Source organism: Candidatus Amoebophilus asiaticus 5a2 (genome assembly GCF_000020565.1).
GTDB classification, from domain to species: domain Bacteria; phylum Bacteroidota; class Bacteroidia; order Cytophagales; family Amoebophilaceae; genus Amoebophilus; species Amoebophilus asiaticus.
In genome coordinates, this window is the sequence record NC_010830.1 from 797747 (window position 1) to 813799 (window position 16053).

A 16053-nucleotide genomic window follows, 5' to 3' on the forward strand; every position below is an offset into this window, starting at 1 on the left:
GGTTATAGATCGCCCCAACCTATTCCATAGTAAGCTTTTGTGCCATTAGGATAAATACCTTCTATCAGGATACCTCCTTTTTTACTATTGAGTATGGTTGCTAACTGATCTAAGGTTTCAATAGGTTCTTTATCAATTGCGACAACAATAAAGCCTTTCTTGATGCCTGCTTGCTGCCATTTACCTGTTTTAATTCCCTTAATCTGTACACCTGCTTTAAGGCCTAGCTTTTGCTTGGTAGCTTGGTCTAGGGGTTCAAAGGTAGCGCCTTCTACTTCTATACTACCTTGCCCATGTACAATTTTAATTTCATTTAAAGCATTTTTAAGGGTAACTGTAATATTAATTTCTTTTCCTTTTCTATCTATCAACACATTTACTTTATCGCCTGGCTGGTAGTGAGTAAGATGTTCATGTAACTGAGCTAAATTCTTAATTTTCGTATTATTAATAGCTATAATAATATCGCCTTCTTTTAAACCTGCTTCAGCAGCAGCACTACGTTCAGAGAATCCATTTACGTAAACACCATCAAACCGTTTTAATTTCTTTTCTTCTACTAGGTCTGCATTTACATCCAAAGGAAATATACCTAATATAGCACGTTGTACAGTTCCATACTTTTTTAGATCGCTAATAATACGTTGTACAATAGAGCTGGGGATAGCGAAAGAATAGCCAGCAAACGCACCGGTAGGTGTAGAAATAGCTGTATTGATGCCTACTAGCTCACCTTGTAGGTTAACAAGTGCACCACCACTATTTCCTTTATTAACAGCCGCATCTGTTTGAATAAATGCTTCAATTTTTATGCCACCTCCTGATCTAGCTATATCAGCTCTTCTAGCTTTGGCACTCACGATCCCTTTGGTAACCGTAGAAGTTAGGTTAAAAGGGTTACCTACAGCTAGCACCCATTCACCTACTTGAAGCTTATCAGAATCTCCAAATACTAAGAAGGATAACTTTTTTTCTTCTATTTTTAAGAGCGCTAAGTCAGTGTCAGGATCAGTGCCTACCACTTTGGCAGTATACCTGCGGTTATCATCTAATGTTACTTCAATTTGGTCAGCCTTATCTATAACATGGTTATTAGTAACAATATATCCGTCTTCACTAATAATAACACCAGAACCAAAAGCTGCACCAGGCTGTGTTTTATATTCTTTAGGGCCTAATTCAAATCCTTCTCCAAGAAAATCTTTAAATAGTTCCTCTATAGGGCTAGTACCTCTACGCATAATTTTAGCTTCATACTTAGCTGTGATATGTACTACAGCAGGTGTAGCTTTTTGCGCTGCAGAAACGAAGTTAGGAGTTTCTGGCGCTATTGGAGTTGTGGGAACAGTAAGCTGAGTAAGCTGTATAGAATGCTGTTGGTTAGTAGCCGATCGCTTACCAATTGGTTGGTTTCTATTAGAATTAAATAATGAGTATAAACTTAATGTGATTGCACACAGGATCACAACCAACGAAATAATGTAAAGATTCTTTTTTTGTTTTTTGTAGGGCATAACTCAAGTGTATTAAGATTGTACTTAATTTCAAAAATAAGAAACTATTAAAAAAAGAGAAACAACCATATGTTTATTTCTACAATTGTATACAAATATTTTAAGTAAATGCTATATACATAGCACATAGATCTGACTTCTTCAATTATCTTAGCATACTTAAATGTAATACTAAGTATATATAGAAGTTTAAAATAAGTATTTTTTATCAATGTAAGTAAGCTTATACTAATATAATTTATATAGCTGTTGTACTGTACATCAGTTATATATGCTTGCTAATTACGAATTGTATGAAAGATATATAATTTATCTGTTATAAAATAGTAACCCTTTATTGTATTATATGCACAATTCTTTACAAGTTTATAATTCACTAACTCGTCAGCAAGAAACTTTTACACCCACTAATCCCCCCTATGTAGGTATGTATGTTTGTGGGCCTACTGTATATGGTCCAGCGCACTTAGGACATGCACGTTGTTATGTTACGTTTGATGTAATACAGCGTTATTTAACGCATTTGGGTTATCAAGTTAGGTATGTAAGAAACATTACGGACGTAGGCCATTTGGAAAGGGATGCTGATGAAGGAGCAGATAAGATAGCCAAGCAAGCATCTTTAGAAAATGTAGAACCTATGGAGGTTGTACAACGCTATATGAATAGCTTTCATAGGGATATGGCTTTGCTTAATGTGCAGCCACCTAACATTGAACCACAGGCTAGTGGCCATATACCGGAGCAGATTCGTATGATTCAAGAAATTATGAATCAGGGGTTGGCTTATGAAGTAAATGGTTCTGTCTATTTCAACATCATGGCTTATCGAGAAAAATACCATTATGGAAAATTATCTGGTAGAAATATTGACGATCTGTTGGCTGGTACACGCGTTTTAGCAGGGCAGCAGGAGAAAAAATTTCCTTTAGATTTTGCCCTATGGAAAAAAGCTAATAATACGCATATTATGCGCTGGCCTTCTCCATGGGGTGAAGGATTTCCAGGTTGGCATATAGAATGTACAGCCCTTGCTACCAAGTATTTGGGGAGTTGTTTCGATATTCATGGAGGTGGTATGGACCTGTTGTTTCCGCACCATGAGTGTGAATTAGCACAATCGCAAGCAGCCCAACACACAACATTGGCTAAGTATTGGTTGCATAATAACTTGGTTACTATCAATGACCAGAAGATGAGTAAATCCTTAGGGAATTCTATAACTTTAGACGAGCTTTTCCAAGGTATCCATCCTTTGTTGGATCGAGCTTATAGTCCTATGGTATTACGCTTTTTTATTTTGCAAGCACATTATAGAAGTACTTTGAGTTTTACAAATGAGGCTTTGCAGGCTGCTGAGAAAGGTTATCTGAAACTTATCAATGGGCTAAAAACTACTAAGGATATGAAGTATGCACCAATAGGTTTAGGAAATGTAGATGAGGCTATGGTTGCACAAGTAGAAAAACATATGGCAGCTTGTTATCAGGCCATGAATAATGATTTTAATACTGCCAAATTAATAGCAGAATTGTTTCATTTGCTCAAATTTATCCATGCGTTGGCGTATAGGCAGGTGGATTTTTATAAGTTGGGCGAGAAGGTTTTTGAAACGTTAAAGAAAACATATATATATATATTAGAAGACATATTAGGCTTGCGAGAAGATTATAAAGCGGTACCTGCTGATTTGTTATCAGTTATATTAAAAGTATACAGCCAAGCAAAACAGCAAAAAAATTATGAACAAATAGAAATGCTTAGGGCCGAACTCAGAGTATTAGGTATTATAGTGCAAGATACCACAAGAGGAGTAGAATGGAGCCATGCTTAGCATAACCCTACAAACAGAAATGTTATATAACAGCTTTGTTGTGATGGATATTAAAATAGAGGCAACAGGTAGTAAGCGCACATGAGCTACACTTTGGTTTTCGAGCTAAGCAGGTATACCTTCCATGTATAACAAGCCAATGGTTGAGCTTGCCTATATATATATCAGACAGGTTTTGTACTAGCTGCTTTTCTATGGCAAGAGGTGTTTTTGCTTTATCGTCTACTAACCCTATTCTTTTGGAAACACGCATTACATGGGTATCTACGCCTAAGGTAGGCGTATTATATAAAACAGCAGCAATCACATGAGCTGATTTTCTACCTACTCCAGCTAAAGTTTTTAAAGATTCTACATCTTCTGGAACTTGCCCTTGGAATTTCTCTACAATGTCTTGTGCAGCTTTAATCAGGTACTTGGTTTTATTGTTTGGATAAGAAATGGATTTAATGTAGGGAAAAACTTCTTCAAAGGTACTGTAAGCTAATTCTATAGGCGTAGGAAATGCTTCGAAAAGTTGAGGAGTTACTAGATTAACGCGCTTGTCTGTACATTGTGCACTTAAAACGACAGCAATCATCAACTGAAAAGCATTTTCATAATGTAACTCTGTTTTAATTTCAGGTTCTCTAGTAAAGTAAGCTATAACTGCATTATAACGTTCTTCTTGTATCATAATAATTCAATCTTTAGTAACGTCCATTTCTAAAGGCTAAGGAAATTTTCGTTAAATTAGTGAAATACACCATTTTACAACTATATAAGGCTAATAAAATAGAACTTATCAATATCTATTGATACAAATAATCTGATTTTATAACATCTCTTTTAGAATAGTAATATTTGTGAGCTAGTAAAGAGTAAATGATTTTTGTTATTTATTAAAAGCGGTATACTTGCTTAATTTTCTAGATACACCGATATACCTAATATATGGTTTTGTAATCTAGGGAACTAACTGTAGTTTTACAAACCTAAATTTAGAATTATGGACAAACAATTGCTTGATAAACTCATGCGTATGGCTAAATTGGATTTGCCTGAAGAAGAACAAAGGGAGATGAGTATTGACTTAGATAAGATTTGTGGTTGGATTGAAAAATTGCAGGAAGTAGATACAGAAGGCGTGGAGCCTTTAACTACTTTGGCTTTAGAACCTCCTACTTTGAGAGAGGATATTCCACAACCACCGCTCAACCATGAGAAAGCACTATCTACTTCTAAGTACAGTGACTCAAACTATTTTAGAGTACCCAAGGTAAAAGATGCTAGTAAGCTTGTTTCATAATAATTATATCAATGGAAATAGATAACAAGAAGGTTTTTAAAACTCTTAATATCAACAAAATATGGGTGCCACTTCTATTAGGGCTAGGTGTAACCTTGTATCTTTTTAGTACAGACCCAGATATGAAGCTAGGACAATTGAGCCTGATTAAACAAAGTAATTGTCTGTATGTACTGTTGGCTATATTAGTAGTTATGTTACGGGACCTGGGATATGTTTACCGTCTTCGTATACTCACCCATAAAAATTTATCTTGGCTGGCTTGCCTATATGTGATTATCCTTTGGGAGTTTTCTTCAGCTGTTACACCGTCAGTAGTAGGGGGTACGCTGGTTGCTGTGTTCTTACTATTCAAAGAAGGCATAACGCTGGGTAAGTCTCTTGCTTATGTAATGCTAACGGCTACTTTTGATAATCTGTTTTTCATTGTAATGGCACCTTTAGGGCTTTTAAATGCGCGTAGCTATTTGGCCGAATCTACAAATGCTGTATTAACACAGTGGGGCGGAGGAATTAATGTTGTCTTTTGGCTAAGCTATACGCTTATTGTTGCTTATACAGCACTAATGACATTTGCACTATTTGTTAAGCCAGTCTTTTTCAAGTGGCTTTTAGTAAAAATTACCAGTATAAAATTTTTAAGGAAATGGCAAGAATCAGCTGCTAGGCAAGGTGATGATATTATTTTAGCATCGCAGGCACTCAGTGGGGAGAAATGGTCTTATTGGGTTAGAATAGGCATAGTTACCTTCTTTGTATGGATTGCACGTTATAGTGTACTTAACCTGCTTATAGCTGCTTATAGGCCAGTAAGCTTAGTAGAGCACATGGTTATCTTTGGTAAGCATATAATTATGTGGGTTATTATGCTTATTTCTCCTACGCCAGGTAGTAGTGGAACAGCAGAATTCTTCTTTAAACAGCTATATGGAGGTTTGCTCGGAGAATATGTGTTGATTACTGCTATTGTTTGGAGAATTATTACCTACTATTTCTATCTCATTTTAGGAGTAATTGTTTTGCCAAAGTGGCTAAAAAGGGTGTTTGTGAAAAAGAACGTTAGCACAATTAAATCTTATGAATATTAGATATTGATATTGAATACCTGATAGAAAGATGCCTACAGTTAAGTTGGAACAAAGTAAAACTAGAATCTTTACTTTGTGAATATTAATGGAAAATTGATAAAAACGTTTAGTATACACCAAGCATAGCACTTCTAACAGCTATAACTAGTAGGTATATTTTTATTAGTCAGTTAGTAGGCAGTATAATAATTCCTAAATTCTTATTCTTTTCTCAAAGATAAAACTTATGGATAGGTATGGTGCAGGAGTTCCTTATATAAGGAATAGGACTATTACAATTATTAAGGTTTTTTTATTTATTTTGATCTAGTAAAATAAAAACTCCTTTTTGTATATCTGAAAATATCTAAGAATTTTTGGTTAATCCTTTGCCATCTAATTCATAGGCTATATTAAGCCAATGCTTTACTTCTTCATCAATTTCAGTTAACTGTGTAAGGGGGATACGGTGAGTAATTCTATCGTTTTTTTCATAACCACCTGTACTAATTAGTCTAGAAGGTGTTTCCATGTTACCGAGAGCTAGTCCAAGATCAATACGATTGCGGGTTGTAGGCTTAATTTGTGCAAACACATGATTACGATACAAAGGGACAATTGTTTTACAGGGACATGCTTTTACATCCTTTCCAAGTTTATAGCTAATTGATAAGAGTATTTCATAGATAGGATGTAAGCTTTCCTTTGGACCTGAAAACATAGCATCAACATATCCTTGAGCAGCTTTTAGGTATGCTGTAGGGTCACCATCTCCCCATCCTTGGCCCTCGGCACGTTCAGCAATTAATGACGCAGCAATTATGCCAAATTCAAACTCCCTTTTTAGCCAATCTCTTCGTTCTGCACGCGTTTTAAGATTAGATTGCTGCACTAGCTCAACCCACTCCTCGAGCGTTTTTCCTGTTTTTTCTTTCAAGCTAGCAGTCCAAATCTGTAACCTTCGGACTACTGGATGAATCCCATATATGAATTTACTTTTTGTGCTTGTATTTAATACCGGTTGGATGAGGTGTGCCATAATCTATTCTTAGTAAATACTTATTTTGAGGTAGTAAAAAGATACTCTTTACTAAAGTCAATTTAGAGCCCTTATAGAATTCTATTTAAACATAACATAATAAATGGGATACTTATAAGAGCTCTATTGGTATAAACTAATGTGCTAAATGAAGCTTTATGCTATTCGGTATTATTAGCTATGTTATGATATACCTTTTGCACATCATCATTATCCTCTAATGCTTCTATGAGTTTCATTACTTTTGATAAAGTTTCTTCATTAAGCTCTACTTGGTTCTGAGGTATATATTGTAATGATGCTGATACTGGTTCTAAGTGCAAATTATCTAATTCTTTTTGTACGCTACCAAAATCTTCTAGCGAACTAATGATGTGGTAATAGCCTTCTTCTTGATCGTGTTCGATCGCTTCTGCACCTGCTTCGATAAGTGCTAATGTCAAAGCTTCTTCATCTTTCACATCTGCCGCGTTAATGCTAAAAGTTCCTTTTCTGTCAAATAAAAATGATACGGACCCATTTTTTCCTAAGCTACCGCCATGTTTGCTAAAAGCAGCACGCACATTAGCTACTGTACGGTTTAAGTTATCAGTAGTGCATTCTACAATCAGCGCAACTCCATGAGAAGCATTACCTTCATAAACTACTGAAGTGAAATCAGCAGTATCGGCTGTACTTCCTTTATTAATAGCCCTATCAATGTTTTCTTTGGGCATGTTAGCACCCTTTGCATTTTGTATAGCTAGCCTAAGTCTTGGGTTAACCTCTATATCATTGCCGCTCTGTTTTACTGCAGCAGTTATTTCGCGAATAAGTTTGCCAAAGTATTTGGCTTTTTTGGCATCATTAGCTCCTTTTCTATGCTTAATATTAGCCCATTTACTGTGTCCTGCCATATTTAAAAAATATAAATCTGTTTAGTCACGCCAAGGTATATACTAGGTTGATTTTTTGCAATATGCTAGAAGAAAATAGTTGATATAAATAGCTACGTAGTCTTATAGGTGTAGCTAAATTGCTTCACTATGTCTATTAAAAGGCATATTTATAATTGGAAAGGAGGTTAATTTTGTTAAAGAAGAAAGGCGTTATGTGGGCTTGCGTGGACTCGAACCACGGACCTCTACATTATCAGTGTAGCGCTCTAACCACCTGAGCTACAAGCCCTTATAAATAGAATGATAAATGTATAATTTTAAAAATAATTTCTTAAAATTATCTTAATTTTAGCATTTTTACAAATAGGCCTTAAGTTTTTGAAAACTTTGAAAGTTATGCAATTTAATATCTTTAAGGGTAATAACAAAAGAAGATTATAAGAATTTAAAACTAAAATTTGGTGTTATACAGTTAGGTTTAATACCTAAACTTTAACAATACCTATGTGTTAATGCCTTTATATGGTTATAAAGGTGAGTAACCGTATAAATATTTTATTTACTTTGTAACTATATAATATTATATGTAAATAGATTAGTCAGCATTTTATTGCTAAACATTAAGTATTGATTATGGCCTATACCTCTAAGCTAATAGAAGAAGCTATCAATGAAATCTCCGCTTTGCCTGGTATAGGTAAAAAAACAGCACTGCGTCTGGTGTTGTTTTTACTAAAGAGCAATCCTGAGCAAACAGAGCGTTTAGCTACCTCACTGCATAAGCTGCGTTCACAAATACAATACTGCCAAAAGTGCCATAATATATCAGATACTACCCTTTGCAGTATTTGTGCCAATCCTCATAGAGATACAGGGTTGATATGTGTAGTTGAAAATATACAAGACGTAATAGCTATAGAAAATACAGCTCAGTACAAAGGGATCTATCATGTATTAGGTGGTTTGATATCACCAGTAGAAGGTATCGGCCCCGAGCAATTATATATAGAACATTTAGTCCAAAGAGTCCAGCAGGAACAGCCTCAAGAGATAATTTTTGCATTAAGTACCACAATAGAAGGAGATACTACTACCTTTTATATTACAAAAAAGTTAAAGGAGTTTCCTGTTAAGTTGAGTAATATTGCACGTGGTGTGGCAGTAGGTAGCGAATTAGAGTATACGGATGAAATGACTCTTGCTAGAAGTATTAAAGAACGTATATTATATCATTAAAATAATAAGATAATAGCTATATTCCTAAAGTGGGCAATCATGTTATAAATTAGTTCCATATGTTTTTATGTATAAAATTTCATCTAACTTTAGCATATAAATAATAAGTAAAAGTGCTGGCCAATTGTTGTTTTTAAGTAAGTTTAAACTGATTTGAATGTTTGTATTTCTTAAATCACTAAACGTTGATTGCCACATAGTATAATTGAAGATCTTTATGGAAATTTTTTGGATATTGTTAGTGTCCTCTTTAGCAGCTGTAAACTGCACCTTAGTAGGTACCTATCTAGTGCTTAGAAAGGTAACTATGATGGCAGATGCCATTACACACGCTGTACTACCAGGTATAGTATTAGCTTTTTTATTCACTGGTTCAAAAAGCTCTCTTGTCATGTTATTAGGAGCAGGTAGCACAGGTATATTAGCAAGCCTACTGGTAGCATTTCTGCATCAGAAAGTAAAATTACAATCAGACGCTTCTATTGGGATTAACTTCACTTGGTTGTTCGCATTAGGAATTGTCTTAATTTCTCTTTTTAGCCGAAAAGTAGATTTAGATCCAGATTGTGTATTATATGGTGAGGTAGCCTATGTTCCTTTGAATATTTGGCAGACAAGTAGTGGTATTAATTTAGGGCCCCAAGCAGTCTATATGCTAGGTTTTATGCTACTCTTAAATCTTGCTTTTATTTTGCTTAATTACAAAGAATTAGCAGTCACAACTTTTGATCCAGGTTTTGCAAGCGTTATTGGTATACGTACTCATGTATGGCATTACTTGCTAATGGCTGCTACCTCTTTTACTGCAGTAGCTTCTTTTGAAATAGCAGGTGCTATTCTAGTAGTAGCGCTATTTGTGGTGCCAGCCAGCATTGCTTATTTGCTTACTCAGAGGTTAAGTAGGCTTCTTATACTTGGCTGTATAATAGGAATTGTTATAGCTGTTGTAGGCTATTTTTTAGCTATATGGTTAGATGGTTCTATTTCAGGTGCTATGGTTACAGTAGCGGGCATTTTATTCTTTGCTACCTGGATAGTAAAAAAATATCAACACCGAATTAGCGAGAAACTTATGATTCCATTAGGAAAAGTATTCCATGATTAGCATATTGCTGATTCTAATACATTGGAACTATAAACTTCAAGTATAGAGTTAATATTTAAAATTATTTCAACCTAATTAAAATTTTGTATGAAAATACTAGGCAGGATAGCAGAAATAAAAGGAAGTCAACAAGTTTCAGATACTTTTAGAAAAAGAAGTTTTGTAGTGGAATATGCAGAAAACCCACAATTTCCAGAATACATTTCTTTTGAGTTAATACAAGACAGGTGCGAATTGCTAGATAGCTTTCAACCAGGCCAAGAAGTTGAGGTGAGTTTTAACTTGAAAGGTAGAAAATGGGTTAATCCTGAAGGTGAAACTAAATATTTTAATTCCTTACAAGCTTGGCGCATCGAAGTGCCTAATAATAATGGAGAACAAATGCCAGCCATAGAATCTTCAACAAGTGCTAATAACAGCATGAATGATGAAGATGATTTGCCATTTTAATATATAATTCTTGGATAGTTACTAAAATTATCCCGTAATAACTTTGATAATTTGTTTAACACAGTTAATTTTACGAATTATTAAGTAATTTTTACTAATCAGGCCTCCTTAGCTCAGCTGGTAGAGCAACTGACTTGTAATCAGTAGGTCGCTGGTTCGATCCCGGCAGGGGGCTCTTATTAATAAGCATACAATTTAATTGCTATTTTGCTTAGTAAATTTGATTAGTAAAATCTAGAAAGCCACTTTCTATAAAAACATATTTCCCATAAGCTTCATAAACCATATGTATAATAATATCTTATACTTTTTGCCCTTAGTAGGGTTGTATATTTTGATTTTTACTGTCTGGCGTTCTAAATGGATTAAAAAGCAAGATGCAGGAGAGGAGAAGATGGTAGAAATTGCGCAACATATTTCAAAAGGTGCTGCATCGTTTCTTAAAGCAGCTTATAAGAGTATTATTCCATTTGCATTGGTAACTTGCCTGCTTTTGCTGGGCATGAGCTATCTACCTCATAGCCATACACACCCTATTATTGCTATTACCTTTTTAATAGGTGCCTTCACGTCTGCAGCTGCTGGCTGGATAGGCATGAAAGTAGCTACTCAAGCTAATGTAAGAACTGCTCAAGCAGCGAGGTCTAGCCTTGCTAAGGCATTTAAAATATCTTTTACAGGTGGTACTGTTATGGGAATGGGTGTTACTGGATTAGCTACCTTAGGTATTGGTTTATTATTATGTGTTCTTTTCTATCTTTTTGCACCACAAGATATTAATACTACTAGTAGAGATACTCTATTGTTGATTTTAGAGACCATTACTGGTTTCTCACTAGGAGCAGAGAGTGTGGCACTATTTGCTAGGGTAGCAGGTGGTATTTATACCAAAGCTGCTGACGTAGGTGCGGACCTTGTTGGAAAAATAGAGGCTGGTATTCCTGAAGACGATCCTCGAAATCCAGCTACTATTGCTGATAATGTGGGTGATAATGTGGGTGACGTTGCAGGTATGGGGGCAGACTTATTTGGTTCTTATGTAGCTACTATTTTAGCAGCGATGGTGCTAGGCAATGAAGTAGATACTCTTCAACAGGCAGGAAGGTTACTTCCTATTTTCTTCCCACTATTTATTGGAGTGGCAGGCACTTTAATTTCTATATTATCTAGCTTTATAATAAAGATTAGTGAAGGAGGCAATGTGCAAAAAGCAATTAACAAGGGAAATTGGGTTGCTACGGTATTGATTGGTGTTGCAGCTTACTTTTTAGCTAAAAACTTTTTGCCAGATAGCTTAAGCATGCGATCCCAAACTTTTACTAATCTAGATGTATTTTATGCGGTTATTACTGGTTTATTGGTGGGTGTGCTAGTGGGCAATATCACACAATATTTTACAGGTATGGGGCAAGGACCTGTAAAATTTATTATACAACAGTCTAGTACTGGACATGCGACTAATATCATTGCTGGCCTATATGTAGGGATGAGCTCAGTAGCAGTCCCTATGCTACTTTTTGCTGCTGGTATTTACACTTCTTTCAAATTTGCAGGATTCTATGGTGTAGCAATAGCAGCAGCTAGTATGATGGCTACTACTATGTTGCAACTCTCTATTGATGCTTTTGGGCCTATTGCTGATAACGCAGGTGGTATTGCAGAAATGAGTGGACTTCCTCAAGATGTACGTCAACGAACAGATGTGTTAGATACAGTAGGCAATACAACTGCTGCCACTGGAAAGGGATTTGCTATTGCATCAGCTGCCTTAACGTCATTGGCGCTTTTTGCTGCTTATGTTAAGACAGCCAATATAGATTCTATTGATATTTATAAGGCACCTGTATTAGCAGGTTTGTTTGTGGGTGGTATGGTTCCTTTCTTATTTTCTGCATTAGCTATTAAAGCAGTTGGTAAAGCAGCTATGGCCATGGTGCATGAAGTAAGACGACAGTTTAGGGAAATTCCGGGTATTATGGAAGGTACAGCAAAGCCTGAATACGAGAAATGTGTACAAATATCTACACAAGCAGCTCTTAGAGGAATGTTACTCCCTGGTGCTCTGGCTATAGGTACGCCTTTAGTAGTAGGTATGTTATACGGACCAGAAGTATTAGGGGGAGTATTAGCAGGCATTACTGTAAGTGGTGTACTCATGGCTATGTTCCAATCTAATGCAGGTGGCGCTTGGGATAATGCCAAAAAGTCTTTTGAGAAAGGTGTAGAAATTGATGGGAAAATGTATTATAAAGGCTCAGATCCTCATAAAGCTTCTGTAACTGGTGATACAGTTGGCGATCCCCTTAAAGACACTTCAGGGCCTTCTATGAATATTCTAATTAAATTGGCATCTATTGTAGCTTTGGTAATAGCTCCTATTATAGCTTTGCCTGCTTCTAACAATGCTAAAGTGTATAAAAAGACCAAACCAGCAACTATACAACAGTCTAATACGATTCATGCTGATAGCGTAGTTAAGGATAAAAAGGTAGTTAAGGATAAAAAGCATTAATCCAGCAGATTGTGTATGCTTACAGTAAAGAGATTTACTTTTAATCCATTAGCCGAGCATACCTATGTTGTTTATGATCCTTTAGATCGTCGTTGTGCAGTTATAGACCCTGGGTGTTTAGAACCACACGAACAGAAGCGGTTAAGCGATTTTATCCAAAACGAGCAACTACAGGTCGAACATCTAATTAATACCCATTGTCATATTGATCATATCGTTGGGAATGCATATATCAAGCGTACTTATTCTGTAAAATTGGCTATACATCCTGCAGATTTAAGTCTTTTATCAATAGCCGCCGATCATGCTCCTCGTTATGGCATACATGGTTATGAGCCTACACAAGCAGATATATTTCTTACAGCAGGTGATATTATACAAATAGGTAATAACCAGCTAAAGGTATTACATGTCCCAGGCCATTCTCCAGGACACATAGCTTTATATAGTGAAAAAGACCAGTTCTGCTTGGTAGGAGATGTGTTGTTTAAAAATTTTATAGGACGAACCGACTTGCCAGGTGGTGATTATGTAACATTGATTCAAACCATACATGAACAGTTATTTGCCCTGCAAGATGAGGTAATTGTGTATTCAGGTCACGGACCTAATACAACCATAGGAACTGAAAAAACGAATAATCCTTTTGTACACTTATAAGCAGAGTAAATTGAGAGTAGGAAATAGACAATAGAGATCTTCTGAAACCTAAGGAATAAGCATAAATGTATAAATTAGGGATAAAAAAACAGAAAGATTAATGGAAAACAGTCATCTAAAAACCTTAAAGCCAGAAGAATTCCGTCGCTTAACAGGCGTAAAGGCTGAGACATTTGCCAAAATGTTAGCTATCATACAGAAAGCCATTCAAACAAAGAAAGCTAAAGTAGGGCGGCCTAATAAACTGAGTTGTGAACAAATGTTTTTAATGACTTTAGAATATTTAAGAGAATACCGCACTTATTCCATATTTCAAAAAGTTATGGAATAAGTGAGAGTAATTGCTATTATACCATCCGTTTTATTGAAGAGGCGTTAATTAAAAGTGGTCAATTCACTTTACCAGGCCGTAAAGCATTGTTAAAAAGCGATATGGAATATGCAGTAATCTTAATAGATGTTACAGAGAGCCCCATTGAGCGGCCTAAAAAAAGCAGCAATATTACTACTCAGGTAAAAAGAAACGACATACACTAAAGACGCAACTGGTTGTCGATAAGCAAACGCGAGCCATAATATGTAGTAGTTTTTCAAATGGAAAGCGGCATGACTTTCGCTTGTTTAAGGAATCTAAGGTACATATAAGCCAGCATAGTCAAGTCATAGTAGATACAGGCTATCAAGGGTTAAAGAGGCTACATGACAAATCGCTTATGCCTAAAAAACGCAGTAAAAAGCATTCTTTGGCCAAAGCCGATAAGAGGAGTAATCAGCAATTAGCCAGCCAAAGGGTGCTTAGCGAGCATATAATTGGTATGCTCAAGCGGTTTAAAATTTTAGCGGAGCGTTACAGAAATAGGAGAAAAAGATTTGGGCTACGCTTTAATCTTATTGCTGGAATTTATAACTATGAACTTTTATGTTAAGTTTCGGAAGAACTCTAATTGCTCAGATATTTATTGCGTATAACAGTAGTATATTAGGATATACATAAGCCTTTAAATGACCGAAATTATGTATATATAATAGAAACTTGTCTCCTATAAAAAGTTAATTTTAAGTATTTCTAAGCAGGATAGTTATCTTTGATTGGAAATCATCTAGAGCTTGTAAATTTCCTATTACATATACTTACTTATTTTTCAACTCTCCTAGCTGGAAAACACGAATAGTTCCATAAACACCATCATAACCTGGTTCAGGAATTATCTGCCTGTTACGCAGTCTACTAATGGCTTCTGCATAAATGGGCCCTAGCTGTTGCTTAATGTCTTCGACAGGGCTTTCTCGGAGAAAAGTGAACTCATTACCAAAAAGCCCAATAATAGATGTAAATTGCTGTTGTACTGCTTTGCTGCTAACTCCCATCCCTTTTATTTCTGATATAATTTCGGGAAGTGGAATAATATATTCAAAACCAGCTGCGTGGGAAGGCGGTTGAGGCTGTTCACGATCAGCTAAACATACTACCCTATTCAAAACACCAATGGTTAACGGCTTTTTACATTCAGGGCATATTCCATGGTGTGCCTGGCTAGTAGTTGGCTCAAAGCAAACGCCACAGTTGCGATGCCCATCCATAAAATATTTGCCCTCTTGAGGAAAAAATTCCAGTGTTCCTAAAAAGCCTTTTTGTGTCTTTAATGCTTCGAACATACCATCGTATGTACAGGCTGTATCAAAAAGATTTGCTTCGCGTCCTAAATTTTGTGCAGAATGTGCATCAGAATTAGACATCATAGTATATTGATCTAATGCACTCACAAGCCTATTCATGGCAGGATCAGAAGAGAGACCCGTTTCCACAGCAAAAATATGTGATGTTAAGTCTTTGAAGCATGCAGCTATACTATTATATCCAGATTTAGATCCTAATACAGAAAACCAAGGCGTCCAGATATGTGCAGGAATTAAATAAGCGCTATCTGAAGCAGATACGACAATCTCTAATAAGTCTCTGGCGGGCATTCCTAAGATCGGCCGTCCATCAGCCGTTAAATTACCAATAGTGGATAGTTTATCATTGATTTTAGCGACTGTTTCAAAATCAGGTGCATATAATAAATGATGATTTTTACGTACTTTATTTCCATCTTTGTATATACAGCTAATTTCTGTAGACAAGCAAAAGCGTACATCAATTGCCTGTGCTGTCATAAGTTGACTGGGCAGATTTTTAAGCTTAAAAAACCCATTTCCATCTGGTATTAGCTTTTCTTGAAGCTCTTGAAACCATTTAGGATGTGTAAAATCGCCTGTACCTATAATATGGATACCTTTAATAGTGGCCCATTGATATAATGTTTCTAGGTTGAGTGCCCTACTGGTAGCTCTTGAATAATGAGAATGTACATGAAGGTCAGCTGTGTACCGCATGTAATGGGATGCTAGGTTATTGATATTTATCGTTCTCAATAACGTAAATGTTTCTTAAAGAAACTAACACCATACCATTTAAGTATATTATAAA

13 protein-coding genes, 2 tRNA genes and 1 pseudogene are annotated in these 16053 nt (G+C 35.8%); 10 read left to right on the forward strand and 6 right to left on the reverse strand.

The genetic code is table 11. The features are described 5' to 3' along the window. Positions 1-2: 2 nt before the first annotated feature. Positions 3-1514, reverse strand: a complete 1512-nt coding sequence (locus tag AASI_RS03175) for a Do family serine endopeptidase (protein ID WP_012472784.1) — start codon at positions 1512-1514, stop codon at positions 3-5. Positions 1515-1860: 346 nt separating this feature from the next. On the opposite strand from AASI_RS03175, the gene cysS reads away from it, so the two are divergent. Further along, the gene (cysS, locus tag AASI_RS03180) at positions 1861-3348 is read left to right on the forward strand and encodes a cysteine--tRNA ligase (RefSeq protein WP_012472785.1); all 1488 of its coding nucleotides are present in this window, start codon (positions 1861-1863) and stop codon (positions 3346-3348) included. Between the two features lie 22 nt (positions 3349-3370). Here the strand turns inward: cysS and nth are convergent, their stop codons facing one another. After that, positions 3371-4024 (reverse strand): endonuclease III, encoded by a 654-nt coding sequence (gene nth, locus AASI_RS03185; protein WP_012472786.1) that lies wholly within the window; start codon positions 4022-4024, stop codon positions 3371-3373. 312 nt (positions 4025-4336) lie between these two features. Here nth and gatC point away from each other — a divergent pair, with 312 nt between their 5' ends. Then, positions 4337-4636: an Asp-tRNA(Asn)/Glu-tRNA(Gln) amidotransferase subunit GatC gene (gatC, locus tag AASI_RS03190; RefSeq protein WP_012472787.1), complete on the forward strand. Its 300-nt coding sequence runs from the start codon at positions 4337-4339 to the stop codon at positions 4634-4636. Between the two features lie 11 nt (positions 4637-4647). After that, positions 4648-5724, forward strand: coding sequence for a lysylphosphatidylglycerol synthase transmembrane domain-containing protein (locus tag AASI_RS03195; RefSeq protein ID WP_012472788.1), 1077 nt, complete (start codon positions 4648-4650; stop codon positions 5722-5724). A 346-nt stretch (positions 5725-6070) separates the two neighbouring features. Here AASI_RS03195 and AASI_RS03200 read toward each other — a convergent pair whose 3' ends face one another. From AASI_RS03200 to AASI_RS03210, 3 genes are all read right to left on the reverse strand, one after another. Beyond that, positions 6071-6742, reverse strand: coding sequence for a DUF5655 domain-containing protein (locus AASI_RS03200; protein WP_012472789.1), 672 nt, complete (start codon positions 6740-6742; stop codon positions 6071-6073). Positions 6743-6903: 161 nt separating this feature from the next. Further along, on the reverse strand, positions 6904-7638 hold the full coding sequence (locus AASI_RS03205) for a YebC/PmpR family DNA-binding transcriptional regulator (RefSeq protein ID WP_012472790.1): 735 nt from the start codon (positions 7636-7638) through the stop codon (positions 6904-6906). A gap of 197 nt (positions 7639-7835) precedes the next feature. Then, a tRNA-Ile gene (locus tag AASI_RS03210) sits at positions 7836-7909 on the reverse strand. A gap of 344 nt (positions 7910-8253) precedes the next feature. Here AASI_RS03210 and recR point away from each other — a divergent pair. The 7 genes and pseudogenes from recR to AASI_RS08045 all read left to right on the forward strand — a co-directional run bounded on the left by recR (position 8254) and on the right by AASI_RS08045 (position 14509). Then, the gene (recR, locus tag AASI_RS03215) at positions 8254-8856 is read left to right on the forward strand and encodes a recombination mediator RecR (protein ID WP_012472791.1); all 603 of its coding nucleotides are present in this window, start codon (positions 8254-8256) and stop codon (positions 8854-8856) included. A 217-nt stretch (positions 8857-9073) separates the two neighbouring features. Further along, the gene (locus tag AASI_RS03220; RefSeq protein ID WP_012472792.1) at positions 9074-9961 is read left to right on the forward strand and encodes a metal ABC transporter permease; all 888 of its coding nucleotides are present in this window, start codon (positions 9074-9076) and stop codon (positions 9959-9961) included. Positions 9962-10048: 87 nt separating this feature from the next. Continuing rightward, the gene (locus AASI_RS03225) at positions 10049-10411 is read left to right on the forward strand and encodes a DUF3127 domain-containing protein (protein WP_012472793.1); all 363 of its coding nucleotides are present in this window, start codon (positions 10049-10051) and stop codon (positions 10409-10411) included. Between the two features lie 102 nt (positions 10412-10513). Further along, a tRNA-Thr gene (locus AASI_RS03230) sits at positions 10514-10586 on the forward strand. A gap of 111 nt (positions 10587-10697) precedes the next feature. Then, positions 10698-12923, forward strand: a complete 2226-nt coding sequence (locus tag AASI_RS03235) for a sodium-translocating pyrophosphatase (protein WP_012472794.1) — start codon at positions 10698-10700, stop codon at positions 12921-12923. 15 nt (positions 12924-12938) lie between these two features. After that, a complete protein-coding gene (locus AASI_RS03240) occupies positions 12939-13583 on the forward strand; it encodes an MBL fold metallo-hydrolase (protein ID WP_012472795.1) in 645 nt (214 codons plus the stop codon). 100 nt (positions 13584-13683) lie between these two features. Next, a pseudogene (locus AASI_RS08045) lies at positions 13684-14509 on the forward strand (IS5 family transposase). Between the two features lie 205 nt (positions 14510-14714). On the opposite strand, the gene AASI_RS03255 reads toward AASI_RS08045, so the two are convergent. Continuing rightward, positions 14715-15998 (reverse strand): endonuclease Q family protein, encoded by a 1284-nt coding sequence (locus tag AASI_RS03255; protein WP_187146298.1) that lies wholly within the window; start codon positions 15996-15998, stop codon positions 14715-14717. Between the last annotated feature and the right edge of the window lie 55 nt (positions 15999-16053).